Origin of the sequence: Aggregicoccus sp. 17bor-14 (assembly GCF_009659535.1) — a bacterium.
In the GTDB taxonomy this organism is placed as follows: domain Bacteria; phylum Myxococcota; class Myxococcia; order Myxococcales; family Myxococcaceae; genus Aggregicoccus.
In genome coordinates this window covers 1-17,523 of the sequence record NZ_VJZZ01000009.1, presented here as the reverse complement: position 1 = coordinate 17,523, position 17,523 = coordinate 1, and the positions used below count along the sequence as shown (strand labels likewise).

The 17,523-nt window shown below is 71.3% G+C and carries 15 protein-coding genes; 1 reads left to right on the top strand and 14 read right to left on the bottom strand.

Annotated elements, in window-relative coordinates; translation table 11 throughout:
* Nucleotides 1–16: 16 nt before the first annotated feature.
* The 13 genes from accB to FGE12_RS17735 all read right to left on the bottom strand — a co-directional run bounded on the left by accB (nucleotide 17) and on the right by FGE12_RS17735 (nucleotide 13,789).
* Nucleotides 17–601 (bottom strand): acetyl-CoA carboxylase biotin carboxyl carrier protein, encoded by a 585-nt coding sequence (accB, locus tag FGE12_RS17795; RefSeq protein WP_153867712.1) that lies wholly within the window; start codon nucleotides 599–601, stop codon nucleotides 17–19.
* Nucleotides 602–693: 92 nt separating this feature from the next.
* Nucleotides 694–1,272, bottom strand: a complete 579-nt coding sequence (gene efp, locus FGE12_RS17790; RefSeq protein WP_153867711.1) for an elongation factor P — start codon at nucleotides 1,270–1,272, stop codon at nucleotides 694–696.
* A 134-nt stretch (nucleotides 1,273–1,406) separates the two neighbouring features.
* Nucleotides 1,407–1,769, bottom strand: coding sequence for a hypothetical protein (locus FGE12_RS17785; protein ID WP_153867710.1), 363 nt, complete (start codon nucleotides 1,767–1,769; stop codon nucleotides 1,407–1,409).
* An 18-nt stretch (nucleotides 1,770–1,787) separates the two neighbouring features.
* Nucleotides 1,788–2,444, bottom strand: a complete 657-nt coding sequence (locus tag FGE12_RS17780; RefSeq protein WP_194798001.1) for a hypothetical protein — start codon at nucleotides 2,442–2,444, stop codon at nucleotides 1,788–1,790.
* 29 nt (nucleotides 2,445–2,473) lie between these two features.
* Nucleotides 2,474–5,209, bottom strand: coding sequence for a type IV pilus secretin PilQ (pilQ, locus tag FGE12_RS17775; RefSeq protein WP_153867708.1), 2,736 nt, complete (start codon nucleotides 5,207–5,209; stop codon nucleotides 2,474–2,476).
* Nucleotides 5,210–5,261: 52 nt separating this feature from the next.
* Complete coding sequence (locus tag FGE12_RS17770; RefSeq protein ID WP_153867707.1) at nucleotides 5,262–5,813, bottom strand: pilus assembly protein PilP; 552 nt, start codon at nucleotides 5,811–5,813, stop codon at nucleotides 5,262–5,264.
* Between the two features lie 21 nt (nucleotides 5,814–5,834).
* On the bottom strand, nucleotides 5,835–6,413 hold the full coding sequence (locus tag FGE12_RS17765; protein ID WP_153867706.1) for a type 4a pilus biogenesis protein PilO: 579 nt from the start codon (nucleotides 6,411–6,413) through the stop codon (nucleotides 5,835–5,837).
* A gap of 15 nt (nucleotides 6,414–6,428) precedes the next feature.
* Complete coding sequence (locus tag FGE12_RS17760; RefSeq protein ID WP_153867705.1) at nucleotides 6,429–7,097, bottom strand: PilN domain-containing protein; 669 nt, start codon at nucleotides 7,095–7,097, stop codon at nucleotides 6,429–6,431.
* Between the two features lie 30 nt (nucleotides 7,098–7,127).
* Complete coding sequence (pilM, locus tag FGE12_RS17755) at nucleotides 7,128–8,210, bottom strand: type IV pilus assembly protein PilM (RefSeq protein WP_153867704.1); 1,083 nt, start codon at nucleotides 8,208–8,210, stop codon at nucleotides 7,128–7,130.
* A gap of 171 nt (nucleotides 8,211–8,381) precedes the next feature.
* Entirely contained in the window at nucleotides 8,382–9,788 is a 1,407-nt protein-coding gene (locus FGE12_RS17750) for a sigma-54 dependent transcriptional regulator (RefSeq protein WP_153867703.1), read from the bottom strand.
* A gap of 61 nt (nucleotides 9,789–9,849) precedes the next feature.
* Nucleotides 9,850–10,971 carry an ATP-binding protein gene (locus tag FGE12_RS17745; protein WP_194798000.1) on the bottom strand — a complete coding sequence of 374 codons (1,122 nt, stop codon included), beginning with the start codon at nucleotides 10,969–10,971 and terminating at the stop codon, nucleotides 9,850–9,852.
* 21 nt (nucleotides 10,972–10,992) lie between these two features.
* Nucleotides 10,993–11,928 carry an A24 family peptidase gene (locus FGE12_RS17740; protein WP_153867702.1) on the bottom strand — a complete coding sequence of 312 codons (936 nt, stop codon included), beginning with the start codon at nucleotides 11,926–11,928 and terminating at the stop codon, nucleotides 10,993–10,995.
* Between the two features lie 64 nt (nucleotides 11,929–11,992).
* Entirely contained in the window at nucleotides 11,993–13,789 is a 1,797-nt protein-coding gene (locus tag FGE12_RS17735; protein ID WP_153867701.1) for a hypothetical protein, read from the bottom strand.
* A 220-nt stretch (nucleotides 13,790–14,009) separates the two neighbouring features.
* Here FGE12_RS17735 and FGE12_RS17730 point away from each other — a divergent pair, with 220 nt between their 5' ends.
* Complete coding sequence (locus tag FGE12_RS17730) at nucleotides 14,010–15,674, top strand: hypothetical protein (protein ID WP_153867700.1); 1,665 nt, start codon at nucleotides 14,010–14,012, stop codon at nucleotides 15,672–15,674.
* A gap of 63 nt (nucleotides 15,675–15,737) precedes the next feature.
* On the opposite strand, the gene FGE12_RS17725 is transcribed toward FGE12_RS17730, so the two are convergent.
* Complete coding sequence (locus FGE12_RS17725) at nucleotides 15,738–17,306, bottom strand: hypothetical protein (RefSeq protein WP_153867699.1); 1,569 nt, start codon at nucleotides 17,304–17,306, stop codon at nucleotides 15,738–15,740.
* Between the last annotated feature and the right edge of the window lie 217 nt (nucleotides 17,307–17,523).

Here is a 17,523-nt window from a genome sequence, read left to right as displayed (position 1 = left end):
TCGGGGGACCGCGCGCCTAGGCCGGCTCGATGCGGAACAGCGCCTGCCCGAACTCCACCGGCTGGCCGTTCTCCACGAGCACCTCGGCGACGCGGCCCGCCACCTCGGCCTCGATCTCGTTCATCAACTTCATCGCCTCGACGATGCAGAGCACCTGGCCCTTGCGCACCGTGGCGCCCACCTCGACGAAGGCGGGCTGGTCCGGGGCGGGCGTGCGGTAGAAGGTGCCCACGAAGGGGCTGGTCACCACGTGGCCCGGCTTCGTCTCCGCCTTGGCGGGGGCGGCAGAGCCGGCCGCGGGGGCCGGCGCGACGCCGGGGGTCACCGGCCGGGGCGCCTCGTAGGCAGGCGCCGGGGCGCTCGCCACGGTGACGGCCGGGGCCGCGGGGGCCGCGTGCACGATGGTGGTGGCGGGGGCCTGGCCGCGGCGGATGAAGAGCCGCTCGTCGCCGCGCGTCCAGGTGAGCCGCGTGACGTCCGAGGCCTCGAGGATCTCCACGATCTGCCGCAGCGCGTCCACGTCCAGCGTGGTGTTGCCCTGGACGCGCACCGCGCCCGTCTGAGCCGCCGCGGGCTGATTCGCCTTGCGCTTCGTTGCCATCCGTCCCTCTCCCTCGTGAGTGAAGTGCGCGCGGGAGGCCCGGCCACTGGCCCCGGCCCCCCGCGGAATTGCCTTGTGGGGCGCGGTGGGGGCTAGCCCCCGGTGGAGACGCGCGTGAGGTACTTGCCGTCGCGGGTGTCGATCTTCAGCACGTCACCCTCGTTGATGAAGAGCGGGACGTTGACCGAGTAGCCGGTCTCGAGCTCCGCCGGCTTGAGGGCGCCGGAGACGGTGTCGCCGCGGATGCCGGGGTCGCACTTGGTGACCTTGAGGTCCACGGAGTTGGGCAGGGACACGCCGATCGCCTTGCCGTTGTAGAAGAGGATCGAGGCGTTGATGTTCTCCTTCAGGAAGTTCTTCTGCTCGCCGAGCACCTTCTCGCTGATGAAGGTCTGCTCGTAGTTGCGAGTGTCCATGAAGTAGTAGTCCTCGCCCTCCTTGTAGAGGTACTGCATGTCCTTGTCCTCGATGTCCGGCTTGCCGACCTTGTCGCCCGACTTCATCGTGGGCTCGAGGGTGCGGCCGGTGAGGAGGCTGCGGATGGTGGTGCGCACGAACGCGCTGCCCTTGCCGGGCTTCACGTGCTGGAAGTCGAGGATCTCGAACGGCTCGCCGTCGATCTCGATCTTCATCCCCTTCTTGAACTCGGAGGTATCAATCACACCCGCCATGACGCACGACTCCTTCGGACAGCTGGAAAAGTCCGGGCTGTCTAGCTGATGGGGGTGCCCTTTTCAAAAGGAAAGGGACGGCGCAATGCGCCGTCCCCGGGATGTTGCGTCCCTCTGCACAGCGGCCAGGAGAGCTAGAGCTCGGCCTTCACCTTGGGCGCCGTGATGCGCAGCACGTAGCGGCCCTTGCCGTAGTTGCCCTCGGCCTTGAGCGCGAGCACGAGGAAGTAGTCCGGCGTGACCATGCGCATCAGCGTGAGCACGCGCTCGCTGTTGATGCTCACCTCGCTCACGCTGCCCGTCTTGAGCGCCTCGGCGGCGCCCTTGAGCTGGGTGAGCAGGTTCGCGTACTCGACCCACGCGGTCGAGAGCTCCAGCTCCCCCGCCTCGTCCTTCTGGTGCGTCTCCACGGCGATGCCGTCGAAGCCCATGATGCTGCACGCGAGGGCGCCGTCGACCTGGTTGACCACGCTTTCGAGGTGGGTGCGGAAGGACATGGCGGAGGGCTCGGGGGCTCAGGGTCCAGCGGGAGCGGCTTCGCAGGTGAGGGCGGTGCTGTTGTAGCCGTTCACGCCGCAGGCGCCGGAGGCCTGGGCCGGGATGCCCGTGGCGCAGGTGGCTGCGGTCACGACGACGGCCAGGTTCACCTCGTTCGTCTCCACGGTCGAGCCGGTGCGGGTCTTGCCGTGCAGCTTCAGGGCGGCATTGACCGTCACGGGCTCGGCAGAGCTCGCGAAGTGCGCATCGAGGACGGCCAGCACCGCGGGGGGAAGCAGGTCCGCCGTGATGAAGCTGTCCGTGGTGGCACCCTCGGGCAGCAGGTACGAGAACGGCAGGTGCTGGGCCGGGATGTCCAGCGCGGGCACGGAGCTGTAGTTGAGCTCCTGCTCGCTCGCGATGAAGTCCCCGCCGCCCGTGCCGCCCACCGGCGAGCCGCCCACCGTGCCGGGCTCGTTCGCCGTGCGGGCGGACGCGATGTCCACGGCCACCATGTAGCCGCGCAGCGTGCTGCCGGCCGGGGGCAGCGCGTAGATGCCGCGCGCGACCTGGAGCTTGTCGGGAACGCACTCCTCGTCCACGGGGTGCACGGCGAGCAGCCGCACGCCCGAGTCCGATTCGACGCAGGCGGAGGCCGAGAGGGCCAGGAGAGCGAGAGCAGCCAGTCTCTTCATAGTCGTGAGTTCCATGACGGGCCGGGCGCCTAGAGCGTCTGTGCCATGTTCTGGCGGTTGAGGATGCGCGGCGTGATGAAGATCAGCAGTTCCTGCCGGTTCTCCGACTCCTGGTGGTTCTTGAAGAGCCAGCCGATCACCGGGATCTTGGAGAAGAAGGGCACGGAGAACGAGGAGGAGCCGCCGCGGCGCACGTAGATGCCGCCGATCACCGTGGTGTCGCCGTCCTTCACGAGCACCTGGGTGTTGGCCTCCTTGCGCTGGATGGCCGGCTGGCCGTTCGCGCCCGTGTTGGAGGGGTCCGGCTGGTTGTTCTGCGCGCTGATCTGCATGAGGATGCTGCCGTCCTGGGTGATGTGCGGCGTCACCTCGAGGCTCAGGCGCGCCTCCACGAAGGTGGTGTTGGCGCCCGCGGCGGACACCTGCGCGTACGGGATGGACACGCCCTGGCTGATGCGGGCGGTGTTGTTGTCCAGCGTGGTGACCTTGGGCGCGGAGATGGTCTTCACCGTGCCCTCGCTCTCGGCCGCGGACAGGCGCAGGTTGAGGTTCAGCGCGCCGCCGGCCGAGCCGAAGACGAAGCCCAGCGCGCCACCGCTGTTCAGACCCACGGCCGCCGGCAGGTTCACCGCGAAGTTCGGGTTGGCGGAGACGCCCGCGTTGCCCTCGGAGGTGGAGCCGCCGGTGACCGCGATGTTGTTCGGGAAGATGAGGCCGGTGGGGTTACCCGTGGCGGCGCTCGCGCGGGCCTGACCACCCCACTGCACGCCCAGCGAGCGGCTGAAGCTGGTGTTCGCCTCGACGATGCGGCTCTCGATGAGCACCTGGGGCGTCTGGGTGTCCAGGTTGCGCACCAGGGCGCGCGCCTTCTCGATGTTCGCGCGCACGTCCTTGACGATGAGCACGTTGGTGCGCGTGTCCACAGTGACCGAGCCGCGCTCGGAGAGGATGTCCTTCACGCGGGCGCTCATGTCACCGGCCGTGGCGTAGTTCACCGGGATGAGGTTGACCGAGAGCTCCTCCTGCGCCTGCAGGCTCTTGCGCCGCTCGGCGCGCAGGCGCGCCTCCTCCTCCAGCGTCTTGAGCGGAGCGATGCGCATGATGTTGCCCACCTCCTCCTTGCCCAGACTGCGGGTGCGCAGGATGAGCTCCAGCGCCTGGTCCCAGGGCACGTTGCGCAGGCGGATGGTGACGCGGCCGGTCACGTCGTCGGCGACGACGATGTTCTTCTTCGAGATCTCCGCGATGACGCGCAGGAGGTTCTGGATGTCGATGTCCTTGAACTCGAAGGTGACCTTCTTGCCGGTGAAGCGCGCCTGGCGCGGGGCGCCCTCGGCGGCGTAGACGGGGGCCTCGGAGGAGAAGCCGGCGGCGCGCTGGGTCACCGCGACCTCCTCCGTCTTCACGCCCTTCACGCCCAGGGTCCAGCGCAGGCTGCCCTTGCCCTGGCTCGCGCTCTCCTCGAGCGCGCCGTCCGCGCTGACCACCACGCGCACCTGGTGCGCGGCGCCCGGGACGCTGAAGGCGCTGACCATCTTCACCGGGGTCTCGAGCGCGCTGGTGTCCAGGCTGCGCTCGAGCTTGCGCGGCAGCTGCGCGCCGTCCAGCGTGAGCACCGCGCTGCGCGGGTCCGGACGCTCCACCTTCCAGGCCACCGCGCCGGAGAGCTTCAGCTCCACCACGCCGCCGCTCTCGGACTCGTTGAAGGTCAGGTCCTTCACCTCGACGAGCGCGGGCGCCGAGGCGACCTCGGCCTTGGTCTCGGCCGGCTGGGGCACCGGGCGCAGCGGCTGCTGCTCGCTCGCCGCTGCCGCCGCGGGCTCGACCGCCGCCACGACCGCGCGGGTCTCGGCCTGCGCCGCGGGCTTCGCGTCTTGCTTCGCCACCGCGCCGCCGAGCACCACGTCCACGCCGTGGGCGGTGCGCTCCACGCGGTAGGCGGGCATCTCGCCGCGCACGTCCAGCACCAGGCGCACCTTGTCCGCGTGGGCACCCACGCGCACGTCCTTGAGCAGGCCCGAGCGCACCTTGGGGGCGCGCGCCGCGAGGCCCACGCCGTACAGGTCCACCGCGAGGCGCGCCGGGTCGGCGAGCTGCAGCACCTCGTAGCGGGCGATCTCGCCGTCCGCGCCGACGCGCAGCGTGTCGCCGTCCACCGCGAGCGCGGTCACGCGCTTGGCGGGGTTCGCCACGTCGCGCTCGTCCGCCTCGGCGGCCACCACGTTCTCGGCGAGCGCGGGTGCGGCCGCGGCGCTCGCGGCCTGCGCCGCAGCGGCGGGCGCGGCGCTGGCGGCCGGGGCGCGCGCGGGCTTGGGCTCGGCAGCGGCCGTGCTCCCCTCCCCTGCGCCGGCGCTGGCTCCAGCGCCTTCGATGGAGATGAGCACGCGGTTGCCCTCGGCGCGCACGTCGTACTGGGCGGCGGCCGTGAGCGCCACCAGCACGCGGCCGACGCTCGCGCGCTCGTCCGTGAACTGGCTCGCCACGATGCCCGCGACGGGGCCCTTGCCCTCGTGGTGCCCCTTGATGCCGGTGGCATCCGCCGAGGACAGGTCCACGACCAGCCGGTCCGGGCCACTGAGCCGGAAGACGGTGAAGGTGGGCGCACGGGTGCCGGTGACGACCACCTGGGCACCCGTCCCGGTCTGGACCACATCCAGGCCCCTGAGGGTGTTGAGCTCCGCGCCCTCAGCGCCTGCCGTCAGCATCGCGACCAGCAGGCCGGTCGCGACGATCCACTTGCCCCTCACAGCGCTCGTTCCGAGCATGCTTCCCCTCACAACAAGTTGAATCCGTCTGCGGTACCCCGGTGCTGCTCGGCTACTCGCCGTAATTCTTGCCGGTCAGCAGGTTGTAGGCCGGGTCCTTCTGATCGTCCGGCTTGAGCTGCATGCTGACCGGGTTGGACAGCACCTTGCCGTCCGTGCCGGTGTAGTACTCGGTGATGGTCACCGACTCGCGCAAGATCTGGGTGGCCTTGCCGCCCTTCTTCCCGATGCGCGTGTTGCGCCGCACCACGTGGCCGCGCCCGTAGGGGTCCTCGACCATGGCGATGGGATTCGCGTCACCCGTGATGACCGCGACCAGCTTGAGCTGCTCGAGGTCGAACTGGCAGAGCGGCTCGCTGCAGGCCGAGACCACCGCCTCGGCGGTGGCGCCGCGCTCCTGCTGCGGGCTGCGGAACGGGTCGCGCTTGCCCACGGGGTTGTAGGCGTACACGTACGCCGGCGCGGCGGAAGCCGTCGTCGCGGGTGCAGCCGCGGCCTTGGGCTTCGGGCGCACCGCGGGCGCTGGCGGCGGCGCCTCGTCTTCGCAGGCCAGGCCGCTCAGCGCGATGCCCGCCACAAGCATGATGGACTTGAACGTCTTCATCCTCAGATTCCCGTTGTCGCCCTATTTCTTGGACTGATCAAGAAATCGGAAAGTGGTGGCCAGGAAGGTGCTCTTCAGTACGACCTTCTCGTTGCGCAGCTCGGCGTTATCCAGGGTGATGCCGTTCACGTTCACGATGCGGCGCATGTTCGCGACCTCCTGGAGGAACATCGCGATCTCGTGGTAGTTGCCCGTGACCGTCATCTTCACCGGGATGCGCGAGAAGAAGTCGCCGCGCGACTCGGCGCCCGGCTCGACGCGCGCGATCTGCAGGCCGGACTTCTTGCCGATGTCGTTGAGCTGCGAGAGCAGCTCGTCCACGTCCTTCTGCTCCGGCAGCTCGGTGAGCGCCTCGGCGAGGCGCTGCTCGAGCACGTCCATCTCGCGCCGGCGCTCATTGAGGTTCTGCGCGATCTCCTGCTTCTCGGAGAGCTGCAGGTCCAGCTGGCGCTGCTGAGCCACCTGGCGGACGATGTCCTCCTCCACCGGGGTGACGAGGAGGAAGAAGTTGGCGGCCGTGAGCAGGGCCACCAGCGCGGCGAGGCCGCCGTACTTCGTGGCCGGAGGCGCCTTGGCGAACTTGTCGAGGTACTGTTCCATCGCTTTCGGGCCTCTCTACAGCGCGTACGACGCGGCGAGCGTCAGGTTGAAGTCCACCTGCGAGCCGGCCGCATTGCCCATCTGCTGCGCGGACCCCAGCTCGACGTTGGTGAAGAAGGGCTTCACGTCGGCCGAGGGGAACTCCTCGACGGAGGCGTCACCCGAGAGCGACTCCACGCGGGAGGTGTTCGTGTCCCGGCGCTGCTCCACCAGGCGGCCCATCCCCTTGGGGGTCCACACCACGTTGCCGAGGCCGCGCATGAACTCGGCCACGTCGTCGTGGCTCGCGGCGGAGGCAGTGATGGCGACGTTGTTGTTGGCCTCCGCGAAGGACTTGAGCCACACCTTCTTCGGCATGGCGCTGGCGAGCGCGTCCAGCATCCGCACGGGGCCGGAGCGGCCCTTGCGCAGGTCGTCGAGGACGGCGAGCTTGCGCTCCACCTCGGCCTTGCGGGCGTTGATGTTCTTCACCTCGCCGATCACCTTCTCCAGGTTGGCGATCTTGGCGTTGGTGTCCGCGATGCGCTGGGCGTTGCGCGCCTGCTCCGCCTCACGGTTGCTGAGCCAGAGGTAGTTGAACACGCCCGCGCCCACGAGGACGACGGCGAACAGGACCAGCAGCTGCCGGCCCATCTCCCGCTTCTTCACCGCCCGGACGGGCAGCAGGTTGATGCGAATCATCATGTGCGTCGGTTCCTTCAGGAGATGGGCGGATCAGCCGAGCTTGTCGCCCGGGCGTCGAAGGGCCAGTCCCACCGCGACTGCCGCCATCGGCGCCACGTCCATGATGAACGCGGGGTCGAACTTGCGGTTGTCCACCTCGATCTTGCGGAAGGGGTTGAGGATCTCCACGGGCACGCCCACGCGCGCCTCGATGGTCTTGAACAGCGCGGGGATCTTCGCGGTGCCACCGGAGAGGTACACCTTGGTGAAGTTCGCGTCCGCGGCGGTGCCCGCGTAGAAGTCCAGCGAGCGCTGGATCTCGCCCGCCACCTGCTCGGCCACGCTCGCGAGCACGCGCTCCACGTCCTGGGGCACCACGGAGTCCGCGTCCCCGAGGCCGCCGCCGATCTTGAGCGCCTCGGCCTCCTCGTAGGAGACGTTGAGCTGCTTCTGGATCTCCTCGGTGAACTGGTTGCCGCCGATGGTCACGTCGCGCGTGAACACGGTGATGCCGTTGGTGATGATGTTGATGTTCACCACCGAGGCGCCCGCGTTGATCAGCACCACGGTCTCGCGGTCCGGCACGTCGTAGTTGCTCGCGAACATGTTCTGGACGGCGAAGGCGTCCACGTCCACGACCACCGGGTTGAGCCCCGCCTCGGAGACCACCGAGGTGTAGTCGTTGATCATGTCCTTCTTCGCGGCGACCAGCAGCACGTCCATCTGGCCGGTGGCGTCATCCGCCCCCGACTCGAGGATCTGCGTGTCGATGTTCACGTCCTTCACGTCGAAGGGGATGTACTGCTCCGCCTCCCACTGGATGCTCTCCTCGAGCTCCTCCTGGGCCATGCGGGGCATCTGGATCTTCTTGATGATGACCGAGTGGCCGCTGACGCCGATGGCCGTGTCCTTGGTCTTCACCTTGAGCTCGCCCAGCAGCTCCTGCATCGCCTGGACGATCGCGGTGGAGTTCATCAAGGCCCCGTCCACGATGGCCTCCTGCGGCAGCGGCTTCATGCCGAAGCTCTGCAGCGCGTAGCTCACTGCGCCACGCTTGCGCTGCTCCTTCAGGAGGATCATCTTGACCGAGGTCGATCCGATATCGAGACCGAGTACGAGTTTGCCCTTCGCCATTCCGTGACTCCGTGCAGAGGACCTGCAGCGTAGCATCGGTGTGCAACCCCTCCTAAAAAGTGCCGCCGTGCCCGCTCGCTCCACACTCCGGCGAGCAGTGCCGGCAGCATGTGTTCGGGGGTGCAGCGAGGGGCGAGAGGGGGTGCCGATGTGAGCCTTCCACCCCCATGCTCAGGGGCGCTCGGCGTCCGCGTCCGGGGCGATGCCGTACTCCTTGATCTTGTAGAGCAGCGCCCGGTGGGAGATCTCCAGGATCTCGGCGGCGCGGGTGCGGTTGCCGTTCGTGCGCTGCAGCGCCGCACGGATGTAGCTCTCCTCCAGGGCCCGCATGGCGCGCTTGAGCGAGAGGTCCTGCGAGGCCAGGGGCGCCGCCCCGGCCGCGGTGCGTGCCGGGCTCCAGAGCCGCTCGGGCAGGTCCGAGGGGGCGATGTGCTCGCCCTCCGCGAGCAGCACGGCGCGCTCCATCGCGTTCTCGAGCTCGCGCACGTTGCCCGGCCAGGCGTAGGACTGGACCAGGGCCTCGGCCTCCGCGGAGAGCGCCCTGACGGGCACCTCGCGGTTGAGCTCGCGGTTGAAGCGCGCGATGAAGCCCCGCGCGAGGAGCGGCACGTCCTCGGCGCGCTGGCGCAGCGGCGGCACGTGCAGGTTCACCACGTTCAGCCGGTAGTAGAGGTCCTCCCGGAACTCGCCGCGCGCCACGAGCTTGCCGAGGTCGCGCAGCGTCGCAGCGACCACCCGCACCGAGACGCGCTCGACCTTGCTCTCCCCGACCGGGCGGACCTCGCCCTCCTGCAGGAAGCGCAGCAGCTTCACCTGGGCGGAGGCCGGCATCTCGCCCACCTCGTCGAGGAGCAGCGTGCCGCCGTCCGCCTCGGAGATGAGCCCGCGCTTGGCGCTGCGCGCGTCCGTGAAGGCGCCGCGCGCGTGGCCGAACAGCTCGCTCTCGATGAGCCCCGCCGGGATGGCGCCGCAGTTCACGGCGACGAAGGGCATCCCCGCGCGGGGCGAGAGCTCGTGCAGCGCGCGCGCGACGAGCTCCTTTCCCGTCCCGCTCTCGCCGGTGATCAGCACGGTGGTCGTCACCGGTGCGAGCCGGGTGACCTGGCGGCGCAACTGCTGGATGGGCTCGGACTCGCCCAGGATCCGCTCCAGCGGCCCCCCTGCCCGCTCCGGCCCGGCCTGCAGGCGCCGGTTCTCGCGCAGCAGGCGCAGGCGCTCCTCCGCCTTGCGCAGCACGAGGACGAGTTCCTCGGGCTTGAAGGGCTTCTGGACGTAGTCGTAGGCCCCCTGGGCCACCGCGCGCAGCGCGACGTCCTGCGAGCCGTACGCGCTCATCACGATGACCGTGAGTGCAGGCTGCAGCTCGAGCGCGCGGGGCAGCAGGCTCAGCCCGTCCAGGCGCGGCATCCGCACGTCCGAGACGAGCACGTCGTAGGGGCGGGCGGCGAGCTCGCGCAGCGCCTCCTCGCCATCCGCCACGCTGCGCACCTCGTAGCCCTGCTCCGTCAGCGACAGCGTCAGGATGTGCCGCAGGGACGGCTCATCGTCAGCGACGAGGATGGTGCGCAGCGAGGCCATGGTGCGGCGTCATTGTGGACCGAAGCGCAGCGGGCCGGTAGCCCTCACTTGGTTTCCCCGCTCAGGCCGCCGGCAGCTCCAGCGTGAAGCGGGCGCCCCGCTCCGGGCGGTTCTCCGCCGTCAGGCGCCCCCCGAGCGTGGTGGCGAGGTGCAGCGAGACCGCGAGCCCCAGGCCACTGCCACGCCCTCCCGTGCGGGTGGTGAAGAAGGGCTCGAAGAGGTGCGGCAGCACCTCGGGGGGGATTCCCTGCCCCGCGTCCTCCACCCGCAGCTGGACGCGGCCCCCGGACGTCCCCACGTGCACCGCCACCTCGCCCGCGCCCTCCTGGGCCTGGGCCGCGTTGAGCAGCAGGTTGATGAGGATCTGCGACACGAGGTCGCTGGCCGTGCGCGCCACGGCAGGCGTCAGCTCGAGCCGGATGTGGACCCGGGCGAAGTCCGGCCCGGCCCGCAGCAGCTCGACGCAGCTCTGCACGAGCGCGCCCACGTCCACCGGCGAGAGCTGCAGCGGTGCGGGGCGCCCCAGCTCGAGCAGGCGCCGCACGATGCCGTCGATGCGCTGCACCTCGAGCTCGATGCGGTCCAGGTAGTCGACGACGTCGGGGAGCGGCGCGGCGCGCCCCCGGGCGAGCGAGAGGTAGCCGAGCACCCCGGAGAGCGGATTGCCCACCTCGTGGGCCACGCCGGCGGCCAGCTTTCCGACGGTGGCGAGGCGCTCGGCGGCGACGAGCTCGGTCTGGGCCCGCGACACGCGCGCATGGGCCTCGCGCAGCGCGACCAGCTGGGCCTGCGTCACGCGCCGCTCCTCCTGCAGCGCCACGGCCATGCGCCCCAGCGCCCCCTGCACCCGCGACAGCAGCGGCCCGCCCCCCGGGGTGAAGGGCTGCTCCAGCTCGAGCCTCCCCAGCGCCTCCACCGTCTCCTCGGTGCGCCGCAGCGGACGGCCGACCATCACGTACAGCACGGCGAAGGCCAGCGCCGCCATCGCCACGAGATCGAACCCCAGCAGCCAGGGCAGCAGCGCCCGCACCTGCCCGAGCGCGAGCAGCGCTGCGGAGCCGGGGGGCGCGAGCTGGCGCAGCAGCTCGAGCAGCCGCACGAGCACCGGCTGCAGGGAGAGCCAGGCGAGGCCCGTCGCAGCCGTGCTGAGCAGGAAGGCGAGGCTGGCGATTCGCCACTTCACGCGGGGCGCGCTCTCGCTCTCTCAGCCCGCGGCGGGAAGCAGGAGCGCGAAGCCCTCGGGCAGCCAGCGAACGAGGGCGGGCCCCAGCAGCAGCAGCTCGAGCGCGGCGATCGACAGCCAGGGGCCGAAGGGGATGTTGGTGGGCCCGGGCTCCCAGTCGTCCTCCTCTGCGGACTCCGGCGCCTCCGCTGTCTCCGGGGCTGCCGCCGCGGGTGCCGCAGCGTCCGGGGGGGGCTGCGCCGGGGTCCCCTCCTCGGGGGCAGGGCCGGCGCGGCCGCGCACCAGCAGCAGCGCCGTGCCCACGAGCGCGCCCTGCAGGGATGCGAGGAAGATGACGCCGAGCAGCGCCTTCCAGCTCAGGAAGGCACCGATGAGCGCGAGCAGGTACTTGTCCCCTCCTCCCAGCGCCTCCTTCTTGAAGATCTTCTCCCCCAGCCACTCCAGCGCCCAGAACACGAAGAAGCCCGCCACCGCGCCGATGAGCGAGGCGAGCCAGCGCTCCAGGCCGAGCGGCGCCGTCACCAGCAGGCCCGCGGCGATGCCGGGCAGCGTGAGGGAGAAGGGCAGGATCCAGTGCTCGAGGTCGATGAAGGTGAGCGGAATGAGGAGGCAGATGAGCACCAGGGCCATCGGCAGCTCCGGCGACCAGTCGAAGCGGCGCAGCGCGGCCAGGAAGAGCAGCCCCGTGAGCAGCTCGACCGCCGGGTAGCGCCAGCTGATGGGCAGCCGGCAGCCCCGGCAGCGCCCGCGCAGCAACAGCCACGAGAGGACCGGGATGTTCTCCCAGGCGCTCAGCTGGTGGCCGCAGCGCGGGCAGCGCGAGCGCGGGCGGACCACGCTCTGCCCGTGCGGCACGCGGGCGATGACCACGTTGAGGAAGCTGCCGATCACGAGCCCGAGCGCGCACAGCCAGAGGGCGAAGGCCGCCTCGAGACCAGGGGTGGACTGCCAGTTCATGGTGCCGGCGACCCTACCTGCTTCACTCCGGTTGCGCATCCGCCGCCGTCCGGCGGAGCAGGCCTCACTGCAGCCCCGCGGGCCGGGAGGCCACCGGCTGGTACTGGCTCGGCTCGGTGTACGGCGCGACGGCCTTGAGCCTCCCCCCGATGCCCTGCAGCAGGCGGGGCTCGAGCGCCACCACGCCCGTGGGACGCATCTGGGCGCTGGCCATCAGCGCGCCCCACTCCGCGTCGAGCGCATTCGTGTACTCCACCACCGGTGGAGCGGCGGCGGGGCGCGAGGGGTCCCCGAGCCCGACGAGCGAGGCGATGTCCAGCAGCGAGATGGGCACCTGGGGGTCGCGCGCGGGCACCCCGACGGTGGCCAGCAGGACCCGGTGGAAGCGCGGCTCGCCGAAGTTCTCCAGCGTGAGGCCCTTGCGGTTGCCGTGGTCGGAGAGCAGCACGAGCCGGTTGCCCCGCGCCGGGTCCAGGAAACCGCTGCGCTCGAGCTCCTCGATGACGAGCTTCTGCACGCGGCGGATCTTCCACGAGTAGAGGTCGAGGCGGTCGCCCTGGATGGCCGGGTACTGCCAGTCCAGGCTGGAGTCCCGCAGGGCCAGCACGGGCCCTGCGCGCACCAGGGCGCGCTCTGCGGGCGTGAGCACGGCGTAGTTGGGGAAGCGGGCCTGGTGCAGGAAGTCCAGATGCCCCGCGATGAAGGCGCGGCTCCCGCCATCCCGCCCGGCGATCAGCTCCGCCACCTCCCGCCGCACGTTGAAGGCATAGGTGCCCGCCTGGTTCGGGGCGAGCACGCTGCCTGGCAGCGCGGGAAGGCGCGGCAGGATCACCGGCAGCAGAAGGCTCGCGTCCTTGAGCGTGGACGACGCGAGCTGCAGCCAGCCGCGTGGGCCGCTGTGGTCCTCGTCGAACCCCGCCTCCGAGCCGACATAGGTCGTGAACTGGTCGGAGAAGAAGCTCTTCGTCCGCAGGCCCTCCGCCCGCGCCCGCGCGACGAGGTTGAACGGCACCCGGCTCCAGTCCACGCCCTGGTAGACGAAGAAGACGCCCGTGTCGTGCACCGGGCGGGCCGTGAGCAGCGCGCTCCACACCGAGTTGGTGATCAGTCCCGGAGTGACCGGGCGCTCGTACCAGGCGCCCCCGTGCCGGGAGATGAGTGCGCGCAGCGGCGCCACGTCATCTGCCTGTGAGAGCGAGTCGATCCCGAACAGCAGGGTGCTGTCCCTGCCTGCCATCACGGTCGGTGGGGACCAGGGCGCTCCCAGCACGCGCCACCCGAAGGCGCCCGTCCCCAGCACCGCGAGCACGCTGACGAGCACCGCCCGGCCCCGTCGCGGGCCCGCCACGGCACCGCGCGCGGCGGCCAGGAGGAGCACTGCGACGGCGAAGACCGCGGTCGCAGCCGCCACGGTGAGCGAGCGCAAGGGGGCGAGCGCGGGGTGCAGCAGCACTGCGGGAAACTCGAGGCTCACCCCCAGGCTCGCGGCGGCGCCCAGCAGCAGCGGCTCCAGCGCCCAGCTCGCGCGGCGCAGGCGGCTGCAGGTGCGCGGCGCGGGGGCGCCCGCCGCAAGGGCGATCAGGGCGAAGACCAGTGCCGTCGGTCCGAGCGCGGCGAGGCCGGCCACGAGGAACTCCGGGACCATGAACAGGACGCCCGCCCCCATTCCGCCGAGCACCTGGAGCCAGTTGCTGTTGGAGGCGAGGGGGTTCTCCTTCAGCGTCCACGCGGCCGAGACCACGCTGAGCAGCGGCCACAGCACGAGCAGGCCGAACGCGTGTGCGCCGAGGCGCGCACGCACCGCCTCGGCCAGCGCGGAGCGCGGGGGCAGCGGGGTCGGGTCCGGGGTGGGAGGGCGCATACTCGGCATGTCGGTGCGGGTGGGGCAGCGAAGGGGCAGCCGCTGCAGGGTTCCCGGAGCCGGCGGGGCACGGCCGACCCGGAGCGTAGTGCGGCGCAGCGGCACCCTACAACCGCCGCGCCACACCTGCCTGCTCGACGGTCGGGCTCGGCCCCCCCTGCATCCAGGCAGGCGTGGGGGCCGCACTCACGCCCCCGCGAGGACCTGCGCTAGAAACCTGATGCAACCCGGTGACGACAAGGCGCCTCCCATCATCCCTCCCTCTTTGAAGGACTCCTGGACGCGCCTGAGTGCCCTGCGTAGCGAGTGGACGCACGGCCTCGAGGGCTCGCGCCGGCTCCAGGCGCGAGACGCGTGGCTCGCAGGCCTGCTCACGCTGCTCGGTACGGCGGTGGCGTGCACGCTGTGGCTGCGGCGCGGGACGAGCCCGCTCATCCACGACGAGTGGGCCTACCTGCTCCAGGCGCAGATGTTCGCACAGGGCAGGCTCTCCTGGCCCACGCCACCGCTGCCGGAGTTCTTCGAGACCGCCCATGTCCTCATGGTGCCCGCCTACATGTCGAAGTACTTCCCCGGCCAGGCCGCGTGGCTCGCGCCCTTCGTGCGGCTGGGCCTCCCGTGGCTCGGCCCCTGCGTCGTGCTCGGGCTCACCACGGGGCTGCTCTTCCTCCTTCAGCGCACGCTGGGCATCTCCCGGCTGATCGCCGCGGGGACCGCCTGCCTCCTGCTGGCCTCGGGCGACTTCCTCTCCTACTCGCTCTCGTACTTCTCGGATCCCACGGCCGCGCTGCTCGTCGTCGGCTGGCTGATCTCCATCTCGGTGGCGCCGCCGCAGCGCTCGTCCCTCGGGATGGGCAGCGCGACGGCGCTCGCCGTGACGGCGGGCTTCGTGCGCCCCTTCACCGGCGTGGCGCTGCTGGCCACGCTGGGGCTGATGCTGCTCGCGCGGCCCCGCCCGACGTGGCGGCGCCTGGCGGTGGGGGGCGTGATCGTGCTGCTGGGCGCCGGAGGCGCAATGGCCTTCTGCCGCGCCACCACGGGGAGCTGGACGCTGCCGCCGTGGACCCTCTACGCGCGCCAGTACACGCCGCTGGACCCGCCGGGCTTCGGGGCCGTCGAGGCCCCCCCACCCGAGCGTGCGCTGCCTGCACACCTCCGGCTGGACACCCTGTTGGGCGCGTCGCGCCGGGCCCACGTCCTCGGCAAGCTGCCGCAGATCGCCGCCGAGCGCTTCGGGCAAATGCTCGGGTACCTGCCCAGCCCTGCGCTGCTGCTCTTCCTGCTCATGGGGCTGCTGACGGCGCGGGGCGCGCTGCGGCCGGCGCTGATCTTCGCGGCGGGCCTCTTCACCCTCATGCTCTCCTTCCACTGGAGGGATGCGCGCTATTACCAATCGCACTACCCCATCCTGCTGCTGCTGGTGGGCAGCGGCGCGAGCTTCACCGCGTTCTGCGTGCGCAATGTCGCCACGGCGCGCGAGCGCTGGCTTGCGTTCTGGAGCATGGCCGTGCTCCCGGCGCTCCTGGTCCTCTACGCCCTCCCCGTCCAGCTGCGCCAGGTCTCCTACTGGGGCACCGCGTGGTTCGACGAGCAGCGCGCCCTCGCGGAAGCACTGCGTCCGCTTCGGGAAGGAGGCGGAGGCCTCGTCTTCCTCTCCTACCCTCCGGGCCACAGCCCGCACGTGGACCACACGCACAACGGCCCGGACATCGCGAGCCAGAAGGTGATCCTCGCCGTGGACCTCGGCGAGCGCGACGCCGAGCTGATGGCGCTGTTCCCGGGCAAGCCGGCCTATCGGCTCGACGTCGGAACCGCGCGGCTCACCCGCCTGCCGCCGTCCCTGCAGCGCCCCGTCGAGACGGCCCACACCGGGGGCGAGCCGTAGCCCCTGCGCGGAGCTGCGGCCCGGAGTGGCTGCGCCCGCGCGGCGCGGGCGCCCCCTGCAGGCTCAGGCGCCGGGCGCACGGCAGCCGCCGGTGTTCAGGCGCCAGATGGCAACCCAGCGCTCGCGGGTGAAGAGCGGCCCCCGCGTCACGCGCGACACGCAGTCCCAGAGCGCCGCCACGGACGGGTCGCGCACCTCGTTGCGGCCGTGCTCGAGCGACTCGAGGTAGCCCGCGGGGATGTCGCGCACGTAGTGGCCGACCCGCCACTCGCCGGGAGCCGTGGGCAGGCGAGAGAGGAGCGGGTCCGCCAGGCCCAGCGGGTCCACGATGTGCGTGTGGGGTCCGGCCGCGTAGCCGGCGAAGCCGATGTTGCCCAGGACGGCAAGGGACACGCCGCGCTGCTGCATGAGCATTCCGCGATCGTTCCAGGGATGGTCCACCCCGTACGCTCCGTCCTCGCGGAAGAGCCCGGTGCCGGTGAAGTAGAAGGAGCGCTCGTCCGCCACGCCGTACCCGTTCACCTCCATGATGTGGCCCGAGGCCGCATCGGCTGCGCCTCGCGTGAGCGGGCTCGCGTCCAGGGCGAGGGAGAGGCCCAGGGCCGTGACGACGAGCAGCAGCGCGCTCCGTGCGACGGGCTCGCGCTCGAGCGTGCACAGCGCGAGCACCGCGCACAGCAGGGGCGCAGCGAGGAAGCGTCCCGCCATGAAGTCCCCCCCTACCCGCACCGTGTAGCCGAGGTACAGCAGGCCACCCAGCGCGAGCGGCGCGAGCGGCGTGCGCCGGCCGCGCAGCAGCGCCAGGAGCAGCCCCACGCAGAGCACGAGCGCTCCCGCCGGATCGTAGAGTGCGCTGCTCGTCAGGTAGCGCAGGCCCTGCAGCGCGAGCTCACCGGCGCCCAGCCCCGTGCCGAGCTTCGCGTAGGCGGTGTTGGGCACCAGGCTGCCGTAGTACACGAGCGAGAACAGCTCCCAGAGGACGAGCGGGAGGAAGCCCAGCGCCAGCGTGCCCAGGCGCGTGCGCACCGGGACCGCCCGGCAGCGCCAGGCCTCGAGCGCGAGCGCGGGCAGGAAGATGAGCAGCGTGTCCAGCCGGTTGAGCGCCCCCAGCCCTGCGATGACCGAGAGCCACCGCAGCCGCGCTGCGCCCTCCCCCGGTGCGACGAGCCGCGCGGCGAAGGCGACGATGAGCAGGTGCGTGAGAGGGTTCTCCAGCCCGGAGGTGGAGTAGTCCACGTAGCTGCGCGACAGGGCGAGCAGCGCGAGCGCGAGCGCGGTGCGCCCGGGCGTTCCTCCTGCGACGCGCGCGAGCAGCACCACGGTCGCGAAGCTGAGCGCCAGCGACAGCGCGAGCGCGACGCCCCAGGCCGAGGGCCACACCGAGTAGCCCGCCGTCAGGAGCAGCATCCAGAGCGGATGCGTGTAGGCCTGCACCCGCTCGGCGGGGTTCCACGTGGCGCCCAGCCCGTGGACCAGGTTGTCCACGGTACGCAGGGTGATGAAGGCATCGTCACTCACCCAGGCGCAGCGCAGCACCACCAGGGCGTACAGGACCGCGAGCGCGATCCGGGTGGCGGAAGCCGCAGCAGAGGGCGCTGCGGGGAGAACTTGGGCGCGGACGTCGGAGGTCATCAAAGCGGCGCGCACTGTAACAAAGCGCAGCGCGTGTTCTCGAACCCCTGCCCCCCTGCCTGCTCGGCACAGCAGGCGTGCGCGTCCGCGAGCGCGCCTAAGCGCCCGGACACGGATGTTGTCCAGGGTAGCGCAGGCGTAGGTGGTGGCGGCGCAGTGCGCGCCGCACCGCCGCGAGCAGTTCGTCGAGGGTGCTGAAGCTGCGCTCGGGCAACTC

Bases quoted from the DNA above. Each gene is read 5' to 3' on its own strand.
- FGE12_RS17740 (WP_153867702.1), bottom strand. From the start codon at position 11,928: ATGAACTGGCAGTCCACCCCTGGTCTCGAGGCGGCCTTCGCCCTCTGG.
- accB (WP_153867712.1), bottom strand. From the start codon at position 601: ATGGCAACGAAGCGCAAGGCGAATCAGCCCGCGGCGGCTCAGACGGGC.
- FGE12_RS17780 (WP_194798001.1), bottom strand. From the start codon at position 2,444: ATGAAGAGACTGGCTGCTCTCGCTCTCCTGGCCCTCTCGGCCTCCGCC.
- FGE12_RS17765 (WP_153867706.1), bottom strand. From the start codon at position 6,413: ATGGAACAGTACCTCGACAAGTTCGCCAAGGCGCCTCCGGCCACGAAG.
- FGE12_RS17785 (WP_153867710.1), bottom strand. From the start codon at position 1,769: ATGTCCTTCCGCACCCACCTCGAAAGCGTGGTCAACCAGGTCGACGGC.
- FGE12_RS17750 (WP_153867703.1), bottom strand. From the start codon at position 9,788: ATGGCCTCGCTGCGCACCATCCTCGTCGCTGACGATGAGCCGTCCCTG.
- FGE12_RS17770 (WP_153867707.1), bottom strand. From the start codon at position 5,813: ATGAAGACGTTCAAGTCCATCATGCTTGTGGCGGGCATCGCGCTGAGC.
- pilM (WP_153867704.1), bottom strand. From the start codon at position 8,210: ATGGCGAAGGGCAAACTCGTACTCGGTCTCGATATCGGATCGACCTCG.
- FGE12_RS17730 (WP_153867700.1), top strand. From the start codon at position 14,010: ATGCAACCCGGTGACGACAAGGCGCCTCCCATCATCCCTCCCTCTTTG.
- FGE12_RS17725 (WP_153867699.1), bottom strand. From the start codon at position 17,306: ATGACCTCCGACGTCCGCGCCCAAGTTCTCCCCGCAGCGCCCTCTGCT.
- FGE12_RS17735 (WP_153867701.1), bottom strand. From the start codon at position 13,789: ATGCGCCCTCCCACCCCGGACCCGACCCCGCTGCCCCCGCGCTCCGCG.
- efp (WP_153867711.1), bottom strand. From the start codon at position 1,272: ATGGCGGGTGTGATTGATACCTCCGAGTTCAAGAAGGGGATGAAGATC.
- FGE12_RS17760 (WP_153867705.1), bottom strand. From the start codon at position 7,097: ATGATGATTCGCATCAACCTGCTGCCCGTCCGGGCGGTGAAGAAGCGG.
- pilQ (WP_153867708.1), bottom strand. From the start codon at position 5,209: ATGCTCGGAACGAGCGCTGTGAGGGGCAAGTGGATCGTCGCGACCGGC.